We start from the raw sequence: 18,755 nt of genomic DNA on the forward strand, positions 1-18,755 counted from the left end.
ATCCGCCCCGCTCGCAGCACCCCGCCGATTCCGGCCGTGTTCCGGCCGGAATCGGGGCGAGAATCGACGCATGGCCGCAACGACGTCCCGCACGCTCGACCTCCTCTCGCTCCTGCAGAGCCACCGGCACTGGACCGCCAGGGAACTCGTCGACCGCCTCGGCGTGAGCGAGCGCACGCTCCGCCGCGACGTCGAGCGGCTGCGCGAGCTCGGCTACGCGATCGAGTCGACGAGGGGCGTCGCCGGGGGCTACCGGCTCGCCGCGGGCACCGGGCTGCCGCCGCTGCTGCTCACCGACGACGAGGGCGTCGCGATCGCGGTCGGCCTGCGCTCGCAGGCGGCGGCGGGCCTGCGCGGCGCCGAGCACACCACGTTCAGCGCCCTGGCGAAGATCGAGCAGGTCATGCCGCCCGCGCTGCGGCGACGGATGGAGGCGCTCCAGTCGGTGGCGGCGCCGACGGGCGCGTCGGGGCCCGGGTCGAGGTCGTCGCCGGGATCGGGCCCGCGCCCCGCGCCATCCGTCGACAGCGACCTGCTCGGCCTGCTCGCCCTCTGCTGCCGCGACGCCGAGCGGATCAGGATGACGTACACGGATGCCGCGGGGGCGGCGAGCACGCGGTCGGTCGAGCCGCACCGGCTGGTGCCGCTCGGGCGCCGCTGGTACCTGCTCGCGTGGGATCGCGACCGCGACGACTGGCGCACGTTCCGGCTCGACCGGATCGACGACGTGTTCCAGACGCGGGTCCGCTTCACGCCGCATCCGCTCACCGACGACGAGGCGCTCGAACGCGTGCAGCGCTCCGTCCGCTGGCGCGACCGCGCGGTGCGCGCCGACGTGGTCGTGGCGATGCCGGTCGAGGAGTTCCGCGAGCGGCTCGGCTGGTGGGCCCGCGACGCGGTCGCCGCGCCCGACGGTGAGGGGACGGTGTGGCCGGTCGAGGGGGAGTCGGTCGCGGGGGTCGCCGCGGCGCTGCTCTGGGTGCCCGACGGGGTCGGATGCCGCGTCGACGGGCCGCCGGAGCTGCTGGCGTTCCTGCGTGCGCAGGCCGCGCGGTTCGCGGCGGCGAGCTGAGTCGACGCGCGGGCGCGCCGCAACGGTGCGGGCCGCCTCCGGACCGCACCGGTCGTCGGCCCGGTCAGCCGCTTCGCTCGAGGTTGCCGATGGGCGAGCCGTCGGAGCCGAGCACCGTCATCGTGTCGTTCGCGACGTCGGCGACGCTCATGCCCGAGAGCCAGTCGTCGACCCCGTCGCACGCCATCTTCGTGCTCGCGACGTTCTCGAACTCCACCTGGTCGGCCTCGTTCACCGACCACGTCCCGGTCAACTGGTTGCAGCCGTCGCTGCCCGTGAGGTCGCCGCCGTCGTCGAGCTCGAGGTACGGCGAGCCCTCCCCGGTCGCGTCGCCCCACGTGCCGACGGGATCCACGGTTCCCCCGGTGTCCTCGCCCTCGGCCCCGCTGCACCCCGTGAACGCGAGCGCGACCGCCAGTACCCCCATACCGATGACGAGCGTGTGCCTGCTGGTCATGCTCGCAGCGTAGCGGGGCGCACCCGCCGCGTCACCCCGCGGCCCCTCGATGCGCGTGGATCGGTCCGCATGCGCGACGGGCTCCGCCGACGATCAGTGGTGCGTGGCGGGCGGTTCGCTGCGGGCCGCGGCGCGGGCGAGGGCGTCACGCGCGGCCACGACGGCGGGTCGACTCGAGGCGGCGCGTCGCGTCGAGGAGAAGACCTCGCGCGTCGGGTCGTCCGGGAGCGACGCGAGCTGCACGCTCGGCGCCTCGCCGGCCCACACGAGGTCGGGAAGCAGTCCGACGGCGTTGCCCGACCGGATGAGGCGGATGTGCGCCATCAGGTCGGCGGTCTCGAAGCGCACGTCGGGTTCGAAGCCGGCACGGCGGCAGAGCTGCTCGGCCCACTCGCGCGAGGCCGTTCCACGCGGTTCCATGACCCATGGCATGGCGGCGGCGGCCCGGAGGCCGTCGTCGGCGACCGACCGCAGCAGCTCGGTGGGCGCGTCCTTGGGCAGCGCCGCCGCGACGGGGTCGGGACGGCGCAGCCCCCGCCGGCGTGCGGCCGGATGCGGCGGCAGCGCGAGGCGGATCGCGTCGCGCGCCAGCGGGACCCGGTCGAGTTCGGGGTGCAGGGGGCGCGTGTACCCCGGGTACTGCTCGGCGACGACGAGGTCGAAGTCGCGCGCCGCGACGTCGAAGAGCGCGAGTTCGGGTTCGCGCTCGGTGACCTCGACGCGCAGCGAGGGATGTTCGGCGGCGAGCAGGGTGAGCGCCTGCGGGACGACGGCGTGCGCGGCGGACTGGAACACGGCGATGCGCACGGTGCCGCTCACCGTGGTGAGGGAGCGCGCGACATCCGCCTCGGCCTCTTCGAGCCGCTCGAGCACGGCCTGCGCATGGCCGACGAGGAGCTCGGCCTGCGGCGTCAGCTGCACGCGCCTGCCGACCTGGACGAGCAGCGGCACGCCCGCCTCCTTCTCGAGCTGGCTGAGCTGCTGCGAGACCGACGAGGGGCTGTACGAGAGCGCCTCGGCGACGGCCGTGAGCGTGCCGCGCTGGCTGAGCTCGACCAGGAGGCGCAGGCGTCGGACGTCGAGCATGCGTGCACCTCCCCGGGCGGGCATCCGCCCCCGTCGTGCCCGACGCGGCGCGGCGGGCGTCGGCGCACCGAACGTTCGGGAAACATGAACAGTATGCATCGGAATCGTTCGCTGTACCGAACAGAATCCGAGGCGCACACTGGAGGTGCCGGGCGTGCACCATCCCCGCTCGCCCTCCGAGACCAAAGGACGCCGCAGTCGTGACCACTTCGAAGCTCCTCGTGGACGTCGTTCCCGACACCGATCACGTCATCGCACTCGTCGAGCGGTGGCTCGCCGAGAGCGCGAACCACCCCGTCGACCCTGCAGCGCAGCGACTCGCGGGCGTGCTCAAGGACGAGCACGGCCTCGCGTTCACCGTCGGCTTCGTCGACGGCGTCATGCGCCCCGAAGACCTCGGCGTCGCCGCCCGCAACCTCGCCGAGGTCGCGAAGCTGACGCCGAAGTTCCTGCCGGCCTACCTCAAGGCCGCGATCCGCCTCGGCGGCGCGATGGCGCCGACGTTCCCGTGGCTCGTCATCCCGATCGCGCGACGCGTGCTGCGCGCGATGGTCGGCCACCTCGTGCTCGACGCGACGCCCGCCAAGCTCGGCCCCGCGATCGCGAAGCTGCGCGAGTCGGGCAACCGCCTCAACCTCAACCTGCTCGGCGAGGCGGTGCTCGGTGAGCACGAGGCCGACCGGCGCCTCAAGGGCACCTACGACTTCCTCGCGCGCGACGACGTCGACTACGTCTCGATCAAGGTCTCGAGCGTCGTCAGCCAGTTGTCGATGTGGTCCTTCGACGATGCCGTCGAGAAGGTCGTCGCCAAGCTCACGCCGCTCTACGAGCTCGCAGCCCGGGGCACCGCGCAGGGCAGGGCCAAGTTCATCAACCTCGACATGGAGGAGTACCGCGACCTCGACCTCACGATCGCGGTCTTCACGCGCCTCCTCGACCAGCCGCAGCTGCAGCGCCTCGAGGCCGGCATCGTGCTGCAGACCTACCTGCCCGACGCGCTCGGCGCGATGCAGGGGCTCACCGAGTGGGCGCAGGCGCGACGGGCCGCCGGCGGTGCGCCGATCAAGGTGCGCGTCGTCAAGGGCGCGAACCTCGCGATGGAGACCGTCGACGCCCGCATCCACGACTGGCCCCTCGCGACCTACTCGACCAAGCAGGACTCCGACACCAACTACAAGCGCGTGCTGCACTGGTCGATGACGCCGGAGCGCATCGACGCCGTGAAGCTCGGCATCGCCGGCCACAACCTCTTCGACGTCGCACACGCGTTCCTGACCGCGAAGGACCGCGGCGTCGCCGACGGCGTCGAGTTCGAGATGCTGCTCGGCATGGCGACCGGCCAGGCCGAGGCCGTGCGCGGCGACGTCGGTCGCCTGCTGCTCTACACGCCCGTCGTGAACCCGACGGAGTTCGACGTCGCGATCGCGTACCTGATCCGCCGCCTCGAGGAGAACGCGAGCCAGGACAACTTCATGTCGGCCGTGTTCGAGCTGAACGAGAACCGCGCCCTGTTCGAGCGCGAGCGCGACCGCTACCTCCGCTCGCTCGCCGCGCTCGAGGGCGAGGACCCGGAGGGCGCCGCGCCAGCGCCCAACCGCACCCAGAACCGCCGGACCGAGTGGGACGAGAAGGACATCGCCGACCTCACCGGCACCGTCGTCGGCGCGCCCGCTCCGGGCGAGGAGCACGAGGGCTCGCTCACGAGCGTCGTCCTCGGCATCACGCGCGGCTCCGCCCTCGACGGCGAACTGATGGATGCCGCGGCCGCCGCCGACCTCACCGGCCCCGGCGTCACGCCCGGATTCCGGAACGAGCCCGACACCGACCCCGCCCTCGCCGCGAACCGCGACTGGGGTCGACGCATCCTCGAACGCGTGCCCACCTCGACGCTCGGCATCGACACGCTGCAGGCGAACCGCATCGAGACGACCGACGAGCTCGAGCAGCTCATGACCGCGGTCACCGAGCGCGCCGCCGCGTGGGCGGCCCAGCCGGCCGACGAACGTGCCGCGGTGCTCCACCGCGCGGGCCTCGCGCTCGCCGCGAACCGCGACCGGCTCATCGAGGTCATGGCCGCCGAGACCGGCAAGACCATCGCGGAGGCCGACCCCGAGATCAGCGAGGCCATCGACTTCGCCCACTACTACGCCGAGCGCGCCCGCGAGCTCGACCACGTCCAGGGTGCACGGTTCGTGCCGTCGAAGCTCACCGTCGTCACCCCGCCGTGGAACTTCCCGGTCGCGATCCCCGCGGGCGGCGTGCTCGCCGCGCTCGCCGCGGGCTCGGGCGTGATCATCAAGCCCGCGAAGCTCTCGCAGCGCTCGGGCGCGATCATGGTCGAGGCGCTCTGGGAGGCGGGCATCCCGAAGGACCTCCTCGCCCTGGTCGACCTCGGCTCGCGCGAGATCGGCACCAAGCTCGTCTCCGACGAGAAGGTCGACCGGGTGATCCTCACGGGCGCGTACGAGACGGCCGAGCTGTTCCGCTCGTTCCGCAAGGACCTGCCGCTGCTCGCCGAGACGAGCGGCAAGAACGCGATCATCGTGACGCCGTCGGCCGACCTCGACCTCGCGGCATCCGACGTCGTGAAGAGCGCGTTCGGGCACGCCGGCCAGAAGTGCTCGGCCGCGTCGCTCGTGATCCTGGTCGGCTCGGTCGCGAAGTCGGAGCGGTTCCGCCGCCAGCTGGTGGACGCCGCGACGAGCCTGCGCGTCGGCTGGCCCGAGCATGCGTCCAGCCAGATGGGCCCGATCGTCGAGCCCGCGAACGGCAAGCTGCTGCACGCGCTCACCACGCTGGGCGCCGACGAGGACTGGCTCGTCGAGCCGCGTCAGCTCGACGGCACGGGCCGCCTCTGGTCGCCCGGGATCCGCACGAACGTGAAGCCCGGCTCGTACTTCCACCTCACCGAGTTCTTCGGGCCCGTGCTCGGCATCATGCACGCCAAGGACCTCGACGAGGCGATCCGCTTCCAGAACGCCGTCGACTTCGGGCTCACGGCCGGGCTGCACTCGCTCGACGCCGACGAGCTCGCGACCTGGCTCGCGAACGTCGAGGCCGGCAACCTGTACGTCAACCGCGGCATCACGGGCGCGATCGTGCAGCGGCAGCCGTTCGGCGGCTGGAAGCGCTCCTCGGTGGGCGCGGGAGCGAAGGCCGGCGGCCCGAACTACCTGTTCGGCCTCGGCGACTGGCAGCCCGACCACTCCGAGCCGAGCCGCTCGCTGCACCTCCGCGGCCTCGAGCGTCGCGTGACCGAGCTCATCGAGGCGTCGCAGTCCTCGCTCGACTACGACGCGTTCGAGCTGCTCCGCCGGTCGGCGCTCTCCGACGCGGTCGCCTGGGCCGACGAGTACGCCACGGTGAAGGACGTCTCGGGCCTCGGCGTCGAGCGGAACCTCTTCCGCTACCTGCCGCTGCCGGTCACGATCCGCGTGGGCGAGGACGCGACGCTCGGCGACGGCCTCCGCGTCATCGCGGCCGGCCTCCTCGCCAAGGCGCCGCTGTCCGTCTCCACCGCGCACGAGCTGCCCAAGGGCGTCCGCGCCCTGCTCGCGGCGCGCGACACCCGCGTGGTCCGCGAGGGCGACGCCGGCTGGATCGCGCGCGCCGGGAGGGGCGAGGTCACGGGCCGCGTCCGCCTCGTCGGCGGGTCGGCCGCAGCGCTCGCGGAGGCGACGGGCGGCACGCCCGACCTCGCGGTGTGGTCGCACCCTGTGACCCCGTCGGGCCGCGTCGAGCTGCTGCCGTTCCTGCACGAGCAGGCGATCTCGATCACGAACCACCGGTTCGGCAACCCGACGACGATCTCCGACGGCGTCATCTAGGCACCGAGCCGGATGCCACGAGGGGGCGGTCGCACGCGCGGCCGCCCCCTCGTCGTGCCCGGTCGACCCGGTCGGTCACCGACCCCGCCGGTGCCGGCGGCCGGGCCCGTGGCATCCGCTCGCGCCCTTGTGCGCATCCGGACGCTGCGCTAGACACGGAGCAGGTTGCGGCGCCGCGTCCCGAACCGTCCGCTCGGGGGCGGATCGAACCGGGGAGGGGGCTCTCATGGCATCGACGGCCGACACGCGTGCGTCGTCGAAGCTGAGCCTCCCGGCACTGACCGCGATGGTCGTCGGCTCGATGGTCGGCGCGGGCGTGTTCCAGCTCCCGGCGCGCTTCGCGAGCCAGACCGGCGTCTACGGCGCCCTCATCGCATGGGCGATCGCCGGGCTCGGCATGCTCACGCTGGCGCTCGTGTTCCAGAACCTCGCGATGCGGAAGCCGAAGCTCGACAACGGCGTCTACGTCTACGCGCGTGCGGGCTTCGGCGTGTATCCCGGCTTCCTCGCCGCGGTGGGCTACTGGGCGTCGGCGTGCGCGGGGAACGCCTTCTACTGGGTGCTCATCATGACGACGCTCTCGCAGCTCTTCCCCGAGCTGCGTCCCGTGCTCGGCGAGGGCGACACGTGGCCGTCGTTCCTCATCTCGGTCGCCGCGGTGTGGGGCGTGTACCTGCTGATCCGCCGTGGCGTCCGCGAGGCGGCCGGGGTGAACTTCATCGTCACGATCGCGAAGCTCGTTCCGCTCGCCCTCTTCCTCGTGCTCGTCGTCTTCTTCTTCGACTGGGACGTCTTCGTCGGCAACCTCTCGGGCGACGCCGGGCCCGCGGGCGACGAGGCGCTGTTCGCGCAGGTGCAGGGCACGATGCTGATCACCGTGTTCGTGTTCCTCGGGATCGAGGGGGCGAGCGTGTACTCCCGCTATGCCAAGAAGCGCTCCGACGTCGGGCGGGCGACCGTGCTCGGCTTCCTCTCGGTGCTCGCCCTCTTCGCGTCCGTCTCGATCCTGTCGTACGGGATCCTGCCGCAGGCCGAGATCGCGGCGCTGCCGCAGCCGTCGGCCGGTGGCGTCCTCGAGGCGGCCGTGGGTCCGTGGGGTGGGGCGTTCATCCGCGTGGGGCTCATCATCTCGGTGCTCGGCGCCTACCTGGCGTGGCAGCTGCTGGCCGCCGACGTGGTCTTCGCGGCCGCGAAGGACCGGGACCTGCCCCGCTACTTCGCGCGGCTGAACTCGCGGGACGTGCCCGAGCACGCCGTGCTGTGGACGTCGATCCTCGTGACCGTCATCCTCTTCGCCGTCCAGTTCGTGAACGATGCGCTCGACTTCACGCTCGACCTCACGGCCGCGCTGTCGCTCGCGCCGTACGCGCTCGCGAGCGCGTACGCCGTGAAGATCGCGGTGCAGCGGGACGGGTACGCGGATGCCGCAGCGCGCGTCCGCACGCGCGAACTCGTCATCGCGGCGATCTCGACCGCGTACACGCTGTTCCTCATCTGGGCGGCCGGGTACGTGTTCCTGTTCCTGGCGTGCATCCTGCTCGCCCCCGCGACCGCGCTCTACGTCGTCGCCCGCCGCCAGCAGCAGGCCAGGGTGTTCACGCCCGCCGGCCTCGTGGTCTTCGTCGCCATCGTGGCGTTCGCCGTGATCGGCGTCGTCCTGCTCGCGACCGGTGTCGTCCAGCTCTGACCGTCCTCGCGCTGCGGCGCAGAAGGGAGCACACCATGTCGCACCAGTCGTACGGGGTCCATTCCGAGGTCGGCCGCCTGAGGAAGGTGCTCGTCTGCCGGCCCGGCCTGAGCCATGAACGGCTGACGCCGAGCAACAGCGACGCGCTGCTGTTCGACGACGTGCTCTGGGTGCAGAACGCGCAGCGCGACCACGCGGACTTCGTGCAGCACCTGCGCGACCGCGGCGTCGAGGTGGTCGAACTCCACGACCTGCTCGCCGAGACGCTCGCCGTGCCGGGTGCACGCGACTGGCTGCTCGACCGCAAGATCGTCGCGAACGAGGTCGGCGGCGGCCTCGTCGCCGACACGCGCGCGTTCCTCGACTCGCTCGACCACGCGACGCTCACCGAGTACCTCATCGGCGGGCTGTCGACGCGCGACCTGCCGGCCGAGTTCCGCGCCCCGGAGGTCGCGCTGGTGCGCGAATCGGCGGGCATGACCGAGTACCTCATGCCGCCGCTGCCCAACACGATCTACACACGCGACACGACGTGCTGGATCTACGGCGGCCTGACGCTGAACCCGCTGTTCTGGCCGGCACGGCACGCGGAGACCATGCTGATGAAGGCCATCTACGACTTCCACCCCGACTACACGAGCAGCACGGTGTGGTGGGGCGACCCCGAGCAGGACTGGGGCCAGGCGACGCTCGAGGGCGGCGACGTCATGCCGGTCGGCAACGGCGTCGTGCTCATCGGCATGAGCGAGCGCACCTCCCGGCAGGCGATCACGGCCGTCGCCTCCCGGCTGTTCGAGCAGGGCGCCGCGAACCGGGTCGTCGTGGCGGGCATGCCGAAGCTGCGCGCCGCCATGCACCTCGACACGGTCTTCACGTTCGCCGACCGCGACCTCGTGACGTACTACCCCGACATCGTCGACGGCATCCACACGTTCTCGCTGCGCCCCGCCGACGGCGGGGGCATCGAGGTCGCCGAGGAGCGCGCGTCGTTCATCGACGTGGTCGCCGAGTCGCTCGGCCTCGCGAAGCTGCGGGCGGTCGAGCCGGGCGGCGGATGGTACGCGGGCGAGCGGCAGCAGTGGGACAGCGGCAACAACGCCGTCGCGGTCGAGCCCGGCGTCGTCTTCACGTACGACCGGAACACGTACACGAACGAGCTGCTCCGCAACGCGGGCGTCGAGGTCATCGAGATCGTCGGAGCGGAGCTCGGGCGCGGGCGCGGCGGCGGGCACTGCATGACCTGCCCGATCTCACGCGACGCCGTGGAGTACTGACGGATGCCTCGTCGGTGATCCGCGATGCGAACCCGGCCCTTCGTCCCGCGTCGACCGCGTCTCCGCTCCTAGGCTCGGCACCATGGCCGTGCACGCACCCATCGTGACGTTGACGATGAATCCCGCGCTCGACGTGTCGAGCACCGCCGACCGGGTCGTCTCCGAGCACAAGCTGCGGTGCGGGCCGAGCCGGTTCGACCCGGGCGGGGGCGGGGTGAACGTGAGCCGCGCCATCCGGAACCTCGGCGGCAGCTCGATCGCGGTCTACCCGCTCGGCGGGCCGACGGGGCAGGCGTACCGCGGCTTCATCGAGGAGGCCGGTCTCGTCGCCCGGGTGATCACGATCGCGGGCAACACCCGTGAGAGCTTCACGGTCGACGAGCTCTCGACGGGGGAGCAGTACCGGTTCGTGCTGCAGGGCCCCACGATGCGCGAGCCCGAGTGGCGAGCGTGCCTGTCGGTCGTCGCCGACGAACTGCCGATCGGCGGGTTCCTCGTCGCGAGCGGCAGCCTGCCGCCCGGCGTGCCCGACGACTTCACCGCGATGCTCGCGGAGATCTCGGCAGCCCACGACGTGCGCCTGGTGGTGGATGCCTCGGGGCCGGCGCTGCGGCGCGCGCTGGACGCGGGCGTGTTCCTCATCAAGCCGAGCCGCGACGAGCTCGCCGAGCTCGTCGGCGCCGACGGCGAACTCGACGAGCCGGAGCTGGTCGAGGCGGCCCGCGTGCTCGTCGCGTCGGGCCGGGCGGAGGTGGTCGCGCTCACGCTCGGCGGGCGCGGCGCCGTGCTCGTGACGCGTGACGAGGTCCTGAGGCTGCCCACGCCGCGCGTCCGGGTGGTGAGCGCCGTCGGTGCGGGCGATGCGTTCCTCGGCGCGCTCGTGCTCCGGCTCGCCCAGGGCCGGACGATCGGCGAGGCGTTCCGCACCGCGGTCGCCGCCGGAAGCGCGACGGCGATGCAGCCGGCGACGGAGCTGTGCCGCGCCGAGGACGTCGCCCGACTGGAGGCCGAGCTCGCCGAGGCGTGAGCCGCGGCATCCGTCGCACCCGTCCTGCCGCATCGTCGAGTTCGCAGGATGAGGGGCGCCACGCCCCGCCTCGCGGCACCGCGGCGCGGCGGGTCCTGCGAACTCGCGACGTTCCGGCCGGCGAACGACCGGCGGCGTCAGGCGCGGCCGCGGTTGCGACGGCGGATGTCGCGCGGCGCGCGCCCGCCCACGAACGAGCGGCCGGCGTCGACGAGGAAGCCGTTCCGCAGCGCCTCGCGCCCGATGAGCATGCGGAAGCCCATCTCGTCGCGGTTCGTGAGCGTCACCTCGGCCGTGACCGGACGGCCGTGCAGCACGACCTCCATGAGCACCACGAGCCGTTCCTGCGTGTGCCCCGTCGAACTGCGGATGACCCGCCGATCGTGGACGGGGAGCTCGATCGTCGCGGCGTCCGCGTCGGTGTCCTGCCAGGGGTGGATGCCGAAGCGCACCCAGTCCGCGCCGTCGCGCTCGAACTCCTCGACGTCGAAGGCGTGGAGCGCCGACGAGCGCGCGCCCGTGTCGAGCTTGGCCTTCAGCCACGCGACGTCGGCCTGCGGGAGGCGCACCCATTCGCGCCATCCGGCGATGGTGTTTGAATGGTTCGGCACATCCGTCACCCGATCATCTTCGCAGGGACTCCCGAATGAAACTCGCGATCCTGTCGCGCGCGCCGCAGGCGTACTCGACCCAGCGTCTCCGTGCTGCAGCGCAGCAGCGCGGACACCAGGTCAAGGTCCTCAACACGCTCCGATTCGGCATCGACCTCTCCGGCGCCGAACCCGATCTCCAGTACCGCGGTCGGCCGTTGTCCGACTACGACGCGATCCTGCCGCGCATCGGCAACTCGATCACCTACTTCGGCACCGCCGTCGTCCGCCAGTTCGAGCAGATGGACGTCTACACGCCGAACACCGCGAACGGCATCACGAACGCGCGCGACAAGCTCCGCGCGAACCAGATCCTGTCGCGTCACAACATCGCGCTGCCCGCGACGACGTTCGTGCGCAACCGCGCCGACCTGCGTCCGGCGATCGAGTCGGTCGGCGGGGCGCCGGTCGTCATCAAGCTGCTCGAGGGCACGCAGGGCATCGGCGTCATCCTCGCCCCGACGATCAAGGTCGCCGAGGCGATCATCGAGACGCTGCACTCGACCAAGCAGAACGTGCTGATCCAGAAGTTCATCGCCGAGAGCCGCGGGCGGGACATCCGCGCCCTCGTCGTGGGCGACCGCGTCGTCGCGGCGATGCGACGCGTCGCGAGCGGCGACGAGTTCCGCTCGAACGTGCACCGCGGCGGCAGCGTCGAACCGGTCGAGCTCACGCCCGAGTACGAGCAGGCCGCGGTGCGCTCCGCGCAGATCATGGGCCTGAAGGTCGCGGGCGTCGACATGCTCGAGGGCAACGAGGGGCCGCTCGTCATGGAGGTGAACTCGTCCCCCGGGCTGCAGGGCATCGAGACGGCGACGAAGCTGGATGTCGCGGGCGCCATCATCGACTACATCGGCAACCAGGTCGCGTTCCCCGAGATCGACGTGCGGCAGCGCCTGACCGTCTCGACGGGATACGGCGTGGCCGAGCTCCTCGTGCACGGCGACGCCGACCTCATCGGCAAGTCCCTCGGCGAATCGGGCCTCTGGGAGCGCGACATCACGGTGCTCACCCTGCACCGCGGCACCACCGTGATCCCGAACCCGCGCAAGGGCGTCGTGCTGGAGGCGGAGGACCGCCTGCTGTGCTTCGGCAAGCTCGAGGAGATGCGCTCGATGATCCCCGAGCGCCGACGTCGTCGGCAGAAGGTGCGGCGGCTGCCGAAGGAGCCGATCCCGGCGCCGCAGGAGGCCGCGGCGAGCTGACGCCCACCCGTGTGCGGACGATCAGTGCGGTGGAGTGCCGGCTGGATGCGCCCGCCACCGCGGGAATCGTCCGCGAGCGCGATCGCGCGCGGCTCAGCGGCGGGAACGCAGCGCGCGTGCGACGGCGGCCTCGGCGGCATCCGTCGTCACGCCCAGGCGCTCGACCGTGGCCGCGAAGTCGGATGCCGCCGCCTGCAGCGCCCGCTCGACCGGATCGCCCACCGCGCTGACGAAGGTGCCCGCGCGGCCGCGCCCCTCGACGACGCCGTCGGCCTCGAGCTCCTTGTAGGCGCGGGCGACCGTGTTCGCGGCGAGGCCGAGCTCCTCGGCGAGGGCGCGGACGGTCGGCAGCTTCGAGCCCGCCGCCAGGCGTCCGTCGCGCACCGCGTCGACGACCTGCATGCGGAGCTGCTCGTACGGGGGAGTGTGCGCGTCGTCGTCGACGGTGAATCGCATGAGGTCTCCGGGGTCGGGTCTCGGGTCAGTCTCGGTTCCGGTTGACCAGGCGCGAGAGCACGATCGCGCTCCTCGTGTGGTCCACGTTCGGGGCGATGCGCACTCGTTCGAGCGCCTCCTCGAGCGAGGTGATGTCGCGGGCGCGCATGTGCACGATCGCGTCGGCGCTGCCCGTGACGGTGCCCGCGTAGACGACCTCCGGCACGCCCTGCAGGATGCGCTGCAGCTCGTCGGGCGCGACCGTGCCCCGGCAGAACAGCTCGACGTACGCCTCGGTGCTCATGCCGTCGACGGCAGGGTCGACCTGGATCGTGAACGCCTTGATGACGCCGTCGGCGACCAGCTTGTCGACGCGGCGCTTCACGGCCGAGGCCGACAGCCCGACGGCCGACCCGATATCGCCGTACCCGGCCCGCGAGTTCTGGCGGAGCAGGTCGAGGATGGCCCGGTCGAGGTTGTCCATGGGCCCGAGTGTAGGACGGTCCATTGCGTGGCGATACGGTCGGACGCCGTTTTCGTGCGTGGTGTTGCGGTTTCGTGATCGCAGGACGCGCGACGCGCGGACGTGGCATCCGTTCGCCATCGGCGCATACCGCGGAAACCGCTCGCCCGCCGTCGTATCGTGACCGCATGACCCCGAACACCGCTCCCGCGCGCCTGGGCGTGCAGCTGCAGCCGCAGCACGCGACCTACACGCAGATCCGCGACGCCGTGCTCCGGATGGAGGACCTCGGCGTCGACGTGGTCATGAACTGGGACCACTTCTTCCCGCTCTCCGGAGACCCCGACGGCCTCCACTTCGAGGCGTGGACGATGCTCGGCGCGTGGGCCGAGCAGACCGAGCACGTCGAGTTCGGCACGCTCGTGAACTGCAACTCGTACCGGAACGCCGACCTGCAGGCCGACATGGCCCGCACGCTCGACCACATCAGCGCCAAGGGCGGCGACACGGGCCGCTTCATCTTCGGCACCGGGTCGGGGTGGTTCGAGCGCGATTACGACGAGTACGGCTACGAGTTCGGCACCGTCGGGTCGCGCCTCGACGACCTCGCCGAGGCGCTGCCCCGGGTGAAGGCGCGCTGGGCGGAGCTGAACCCGGCACCCACACGTGACATCCCGATCATGATCGGCGGCAAGGGCGAGCAGAAGACGCTGCGGCTCGTCGCCGAGCACGCCGACATCTGGCACTCGTTCGTGCGGCCCGACGAGCTGGGCCACAAGGTCGACGTCCTGAAGCGCTGGGGCGAGAAGGTGGGGCGGGACGTCTCGGGCATCACGATCTCGAACGAGCTGTCGCGCCGCAGCCTCGACGACGCCTACGCCGACGCGCTGTACGACGCCGGCGTGCGCCTCTTCACGCTCGGGATCTCGGGCCCGCACTACGACGACGCCGCCGTGCGGCACTGGCTCGCGTGGCGCGATCGCCGCAACGAGGAGGCCGGGGTGCGCGCCGCCTGAGCTCGGGCGGGCGGGGCACGTCGCCGGATCAGTCGGCAGGCGTGGTGGAGAAGCTCACCTCGCCCGATCCGGACCGATCGACGTGGGAGAAAGCCGGGTCGGGCTCGAACGTACCGCGGAGACCGACGGCACGCATCCGCCCGCCCACCCGGCGGCGCCCGCCCACCCGGCGGCGCCCACCCACCCGGCGGGATCGGTCGAGGGGATGCTGAATGCACCGCCCGAGGCTGCACGCGGTGCATCCGGCATCCTCTCGATCGCCGGATGCGACAGGCGACGCGCGTGCGCGAGCGAGCGGGGGCCCGCGACGGAATCGTGCGCGCGCGCGGCGCGCAGGAACGGGGATTTCGCGCGCCCGCGGCATCCGTCGCCCTCGAATCATTGCGCGAGCGCGACCAACGCGCAGGAATCGTGTGTGAAAAGCCGAGAATCCCGCAGGCCGTGAGGGACACACTGGAGGTGGCGTCCCGACGGCGGTGCCATCCGAACACCGCCGCCGGGGCTCGAGAGAGCGACCTGGTCCGCCGACACCCCACCGGCCGAGCCGGCGGCACGCCGCCGTGCCCGGCCGACGAACCCACCTCGAGGAGTGAGATGTCGACCGTGATCGAGACCGAGACGACCAGGAGCGCGCCGGAGCGCACCGCGACGAGGAAGTCCGTGCTGATGTGCCGGCCGGAGCACTTCACCGTCGTCTACCAGATCAACCCGTGGATGGACCCCGCAAAGCCCACCGACACGACGCTCGCCGTGGCGCAGTGGCAGACGCTGCACGACACGTACGTCGGGCTCGGCTTCGACGTGCAGCTCATCGACCCGGTCGAGGGCCTGCCCGACATGGTCTACGCCGCGAACGGCGGCACCGTGATCGACGGCATCGCGTACGGCGCGAAGTTCACGCACGAGCAGCGGGCCGCCGAGGGGCCGGCGTACATGGAGTGGTTCCGCCGCGCGGGCTTCGACGTGCGCGAGCCCGCCGAGACGAACGAGGGCGAGGGCGACTTCCTCCTCGTCGGCGACGTGGTCCTCGCGGGCACCGGCTTCCGCAGCGACGGAGCGAGCCACCACGAGCTCGCGCGCATCACCGGCCGCGAGGTCGTCACGCTGACCCTCGTGAACCCGAGCTTCTACCACCTCGACACGGCGATCGCGGTCCTCGACTCCCGGCCCGGACAGGAGCACATCGCCTACCTTCCGAGCGCGTTCGACGGGCCCTCGCTCGAGGTCCTGCGCGAGCGCTACCCCGACGCGATCCTCGTCTCCGAGGAGGACGCCGCGGTGCTCGGCCTCAACTCGTACAGCGACGGGCGCAACGTCGTGATCGCCGCGCGCGCGACGGGATTCGAGCGCCAGCTCCGCGAGGCCGGCTACCACCCGATCGGCGTCGACCTCTCCGAGCTGCTGCTCGGCGGCGGCGGCGTGAAGTGCTGCACGCTCGAACTGCGACGCTGATCCGGCTACGATTCCGCAGGACCCCACCCGCACGCCCCAGCCCCGAGGGATCGATGATGGCACCTGCGAACACCGACCAGAACCCCGCTGCGAAGGCGCTCGGCGCCGCGAAGCAGCTCGCCGCGCGAGCCGGACAGGCGACGCGCGACCAGCTGCGCAAGCTCCGCCGGAAGGACACGACGACGGATGCCGCGGCCCAGGCGTCCGCCGAGGCGCCCGGTTCGCCTGCCGCGACGAGCGCGCCGGCCCCGGCGGCCGCTGACGTGCCGGTCGCGCCGCCCGCGGCGCCCGCGCCCGCTGCCGAGGCGCCTGCCGCGCCGCCGGCGGACGAGCAGCGCGCAGCCGCGAAGGCGGCGACCACGAAGAAGCCCGCGACCAGGCCGGGTGCGAAGCCCGCGGCGAAGCCGGGCGCCAAGCCCGCCGCGTCCGAGCTCGCGTCGCGGACGGTGCCCGAGCTTCGCGCGCTCGCCAAGGAGCGCGGCGTCACGGGTTACTCGCGCATGACGAAGCCGCAGCTGCTCGAGGCCCTCGCGGGCTGACGCCCGGACGCCGGCGCGCCGGCCGCCCGCGCGCCGGCCGCGGCATCCGCCCCTACGACGCCACGAACGTCAACAGCGTCGCATTGATCTCCGCGGCGTGCGTCCACAGCATGCCGTGCGGCGCGCCCTCGATCTCGATGTACTCGGCCGACGGGAGGAGCGGGCGGAAGCGCCGCGCGGTGGCGTCGATCGGGAGGATGCGGTCGGCGGTGCCGTGCACGATGAGCACGGGCACGTCGATGCGCTCGATGTCGCCGCGGAAGTCGGTGAGCCATGTGTCGACCGCGGCCGACGCGGCGTACCATCCCGCACCGATCGCCGTGCCCCAGCTCGCGCGGACCGCGGCCTCGGAGATGCGCGAGCCGAGGTTCTCGTCGAGGTTGTAGAAGTTCTCGAAGAAGCCGTCGAACCACGCGAACCGGTCGCCCTCGGCCTGGGACTTCAGCCCGTCGAAGTCGGGTGCGGCGCCGCCGGGGTTGTCGTCGGTCTGCCGCAGGTACGGCTCGAGCGAGCCGAGGAACGCGGCCTTCGCGATGCGGTCGCTGCCGTACGCGCCGAGGTAGCGGCCGACCTCGCCCGTGCCCATCGAGAAGCCGACGAGCGTGACTTCCGTCAGCTCGAGCGCATCGAGCAGCGTCTTCAGGTCGGCGGCGAACGTGTCGTAGTCGTAGCCGATCGCGGGCTTCGACGATCGGCCGAAGCCCCGCCGGTCGTACGTGACGACGCGGTAGCCCGCGCCGAGCAGCGCACGGGCCTGCTTCTCCCATGACGCCCCGTCCAGCGGGTAGCCGTGGATGAGGACGACGGGTCGGCCCTCGCCATGGTCCTCGTAGTAGAGCTCGATGGGAGCGGAGTTCTCGGTCCCGACGGTGATGTACGGCATGTGCGGTGTCCCCCTGCGGTCGTGGTGCCGCCGCAAGTCCAGCACCCGGGGTCCGGTGCGACAAGGCCCCGCGATGGATGCGTCGGCCTCTGCCCGCGCGAGGCGATCGGGTGTAGGGTGCGGGGCCATGCGAGACGACGATCGTCCGACGGGGGAGAGCGACGAGTCGACGGCCGGGGCGGGGGCGAGCGCAGGAGTGACGGCGCCGCCGACCGAGGCCGGCCATCCCGACGAACGCGCCGACCGCGGCTTCTTCGGCCAGCCGCGGGCGCTGGCGCACATCTTCGGCGTGGAGATGTGGGAGCGGTTCAGCTTCTACGGCATGCAGTCGATCCTGCTGCTCTACCTGTACTTCTCGGCCTCCGAGGGCGGCCTCGGCATGGATCAGAGCGCCGCTGCCGGGATCGTCGGCGCGTACGGCGGCGCCGTGTACCTGTCGACGATCCTCGGCGCCTGGATCGCGGATCGGATGCTCGGCAGCGAGCGGGTCCTCTTCATCTCGGCGATCGTGATCATGGCGGGGCACATCGCCCTCGCGCTCCTCCCGGGCTTCATCGGCGTCGGCGTCGGCCTCGTGCTGGTCGCGTTCGGGTCGGGCGGGCTGAAGGCGAACGCGACGAGCGTGGTCGGCACGCTCTACTCGCGCGACGATCCGCGGCGGGACGCCGGCTTCGCCCTCTTCTACCTCGGCATCAACCTGGGCGCGTTCCTCGGGCCGCTCATCACCGGGCTCCTGCAGTCCACGGTCGGCTTCCACTGGGGCTTCGGTGCGGCGGCGGTCGGGATGGCCATCGGGCTGATCCAGTACTCGTTCGGCCGCAAGGGGCTGCCGCCCGAGGCATCCGTCGTGCCCAACCCGCTGCCGCGCGAGCGCAGGGGACTGGTCGTCGGCATCGCGATCGCGGCGGTGATCCTCGTCGCAGCGCTGGTGCTCACGCGCCTGGTGACGGCCGAGAACCTGGTGACCTGGGTGATCGGCGGCACGGTGGTCGCCGCGGTGGCGTACTTCATCGTGATCCTGTCGAGTCGGGCGGTCACGGCGGTCGAGCGCAGCCGGGTGTTCGGATTCATCCCGCTGTTCATCGCGAGCGTGGCCTTCTGGTCGCTGTACCAGCAGCAGTTCACGGTGCTCACGATCTACTCGGACGAGCAGTTGGACCGCAACCTGTTCGGCTGGGAGATGCCGATCTCGTGGGTGCAGTCGATCAACCCGGTCTTCATCATCCTGCTCTCCGGGGTCTTCGCTGCGATCTGGACGAAGCTCGGCGATCGGCAGCCGTCGACGCCCGTGAAGTTCGCGCTCGGGACGACGGTCATGGGTGTGGCGTTCCTCCTCTTCATCCCGTTCGCCGGGGGTGGAGCGAACTCGACGCCGCTGCTGGCGATCGTCGGCATCCTGTTCGTGTTCACGGTCGCCGAACTGCTGCTCTCTCCCGTCGGCCTGTCGGTCGCGACGAAGCTCGCGCCGGAGAAGTTCCACACGCAGATGGTGGCGCTGTTCTTCCTCTCGGTCGCACTCGGCACGGCGGTCGCCGGGCAACTGGCGGAGTTCTACACCGCGGTGCCGGAGGCGATCTACTTCGGGGTGCTCGGCGCGATCGCCATCGTGCTGGGCGGGGCGCTCGCGCTGGCGACCCGACCGGTGCTGCGGCTCATGCACGGGGTGCGCTGACGGTTCGCTG

Annotated in this window: 16 protein-coding genes; 10 read left to right on the forward strand and 6 right to left on the reverse strand. The window is 72.0% G+C overall.

Features of this window, described 5'->3' with window-relative positions; translation table 11 throughout:
* The first annotated feature begins 70 nt into the window (after positions 1 to 70).
* Positions 71 to 1,072 carry a helix-turn-helix transcriptional regulator gene (locus ACFVHK_RS02995; RefSeq protein WP_376927516.1) on the forward strand — a complete coding sequence of 334 codons (1,002 nt, stop codon included), beginning with the start codon at positions 71 to 73 and terminating at the stop codon, positions 1,070 to 1,072.
* 64 nt (positions 1,073 to 1,136) lie between these two features.
* Here ACFVHK_RS02995 and ACFVHK_RS03000 read toward each other — a convergent pair whose 3' ends face one another.
* Both ACFVHK_RS03000 and ACFVHK_RS03005 read right to left on the reverse strand, forming a co-directional pair.
* Complete coding sequence (locus tag ACFVHK_RS03000) at positions 1,137 to 1,529, reverse strand: META domain-containing protein (protein WP_376927517.1); 393 nt, start codon at positions 1,527 to 1,529, stop codon at positions 1,137 to 1,139.
* A gap of 93 nt (positions 1,530 to 1,622) precedes the next feature.
* Positions 1,623 to 2,615, reverse strand: coding sequence for a LysR family transcriptional regulator (locus ACFVHK_RS03005; RefSeq protein WP_376927518.1), 993 nt, complete (start codon positions 2,613 to 2,615; stop codon positions 1,623 to 1,625).
* 200 nt (positions 2,616 to 2,815) lie between these two features.
* Between ACFVHK_RS03005 and ACFVHK_RS03010 the strand changes: the two genes are divergently transcribed.
* From ACFVHK_RS03010 to ACFVHK_RS03025, 4 genes are all read left to right on the forward strand, one after another.
* Complete coding sequence (locus ACFVHK_RS03010; protein ID WP_376927519.1) at positions 2,816 to 6,442, forward strand: bifunctional proline dehydrogenase/L-glutamate gamma-semialdehyde dehydrogenase; 3,627 nt, start codon at positions 2,816 to 2,818, stop codon at positions 6,440 to 6,442.
* A 226-nt stretch (positions 6,443 to 6,668) separates the two neighbouring features.
* Positions 6,669 to 8,129 carry a basic amino acid/polyamine antiporter gene (locus ACFVHK_RS03015; RefSeq protein ID WP_376927520.1) on the forward strand — a complete coding sequence of 487 codons (1,461 nt, stop codon included), beginning with the start codon at positions 6,669 to 6,671 and terminating at the stop codon, positions 8,127 to 8,129.
* Positions 8,130 to 8,164: 35 nt separating this feature from the next.
* Complete coding sequence (locus ACFVHK_RS03020; protein WP_376927521.1) at positions 8,165 to 9,403, forward strand: arginine deiminase; 1,239 nt, start codon at positions 8,165 to 8,167, stop codon at positions 9,401 to 9,403.
* Between the two features lie 82 nt (positions 9,404 to 9,485).
* Positions 9,486 to 10,430 (forward strand): 1-phosphofructokinase family hexose kinase, encoded by a 945-nt coding sequence (locus ACFVHK_RS03025; RefSeq protein ID WP_376927522.1) that lies wholly within the window; start codon positions 9,486 to 9,488, stop codon positions 10,428 to 10,430.
* 137 nt (positions 10,431 to 10,567) lie between these two features.
* Here ACFVHK_RS03025 and ACFVHK_RS03030 read toward each other — a convergent pair whose 3' ends face one another.
* Positions 10,568 to 11,050 (reverse strand): ATP-dependent zinc protease family protein, encoded by a 483-nt coding sequence (locus ACFVHK_RS03030; RefSeq protein WP_207207189.1) that lies wholly within the window; start codon positions 11,048 to 11,050, stop codon positions 10,568 to 10,570.
* A gap of 26 nt (positions 11,051 to 11,076) precedes the next feature.
* Here ACFVHK_RS03030 and rimK point away from each other — a divergent pair, with 26 nt between their 5' ends.
* Positions 11,077 to 12,285, forward strand: coding sequence for a 30S ribosomal protein S6--L-glutamate ligase (gene rimK / locus ACFVHK_RS03035; protein ID WP_376927523.1), 1,209 nt, complete (start codon positions 11,077 to 11,079; stop codon positions 12,283 to 12,285).
* A 93-nt stretch (positions 12,286 to 12,378) separates the two neighbouring features.
* Here rimK and ACFVHK_RS03040 read toward each other — a convergent pair whose 3' ends face one another.
* On the reverse strand, positions 12,379 to 12,741 hold the full coding sequence (locus ACFVHK_RS03040; RefSeq protein ID WP_376927524.1) for a GntR family transcriptional regulator: 363 nt from the start codon (positions 12,739 to 12,741) through the stop codon (positions 12,379 to 12,381).
* Positions 12,742 to 12,766: 25 nt separating this feature from the next.
* Positions 12,767 to 13,204 (reverse strand): Lrp/AsnC family transcriptional regulator, encoded by a 438-nt coding sequence (locus ACFVHK_RS03045; RefSeq protein ID WP_129235538.1) that lies wholly within the window; start codon positions 13,202 to 13,204, stop codon positions 12,767 to 12,769.
* A 167-nt stretch (positions 13,205 to 13,371) separates the two neighbouring features.
* Here ACFVHK_RS03045 and ACFVHK_RS03050 point away from each other — a divergent pair, with 167 nt between their 5' ends.
* From ACFVHK_RS03050 to ACFVHK_RS03060, 3 genes are all read left to right on the forward strand, one after another.
* Positions 13,372 to 14,199: an LLM class F420-dependent oxidoreductase gene (locus tag ACFVHK_RS03050; RefSeq protein WP_376927525.1), complete on the forward strand. Its 828-nt coding sequence runs from the start codon at positions 13,372 to 13,374 to the stop codon at positions 14,197 to 14,199.
* 594 nt (positions 14,200 to 14,793) lie between these two features.
* Positions 14,794 to 15,651, forward strand: a complete 858-nt coding sequence (gene ddaH / locus ACFVHK_RS03055) for a dimethylargininase (RefSeq protein WP_376927526.1) — start codon at positions 14,794 to 14,796, stop codon at positions 15,649 to 15,651.
* Positions 15,652 to 15,707: 56 nt separating this feature from the next.
* Positions 15,708 to 16,190 carry a Rho termination factor N-terminal domain-containing protein gene (locus ACFVHK_RS03060; protein WP_376927527.1) on the forward strand — a complete coding sequence of 161 codons (483 nt, stop codon included), beginning with the start codon at positions 15,708 to 15,710 and terminating at the stop codon, positions 16,188 to 16,190.
* Between the two features lie 52 nt (positions 16,191 to 16,242).
* On the opposite strand, the gene ACFVHK_RS03065 is transcribed toward ACFVHK_RS03060, so the two are convergent.
* Complete coding sequence (locus ACFVHK_RS03065; RefSeq protein ID WP_376927528.1) at positions 16,243 to 17,073, reverse strand: alpha/beta fold hydrolase; 831 nt, start codon at positions 17,071 to 17,073, stop codon at positions 16,243 to 16,245.
* 127 nt (positions 17,074 to 17,200) lie between these two features.
* On the opposite strand from ACFVHK_RS03065, the gene ACFVHK_RS03070 reads away from it, so the two are divergent.
* Positions 17,201 to 18,745: a peptide MFS transporter gene (locus ACFVHK_RS03070; protein WP_449224245.1), complete on the forward strand. Its 1,545-nt coding sequence runs from the start codon at positions 17,201 to 17,203 to the stop codon at positions 18,743 to 18,745.
* The last annotated feature ends 10 nt before the right edge of the window (positions 18,746 to 18,755 follow it).

The sequence above is a fragment of the Agromyces binzhouensis genome (genome assembly GCF_042672355.1).
In the GTDB taxonomy this organism is placed as follows: domain Bacteria; phylum Actinomycetota; class Actinomycetes; order Actinomycetales; family Microbacteriaceae; genus Agromyces; species Agromyces binzhouensis.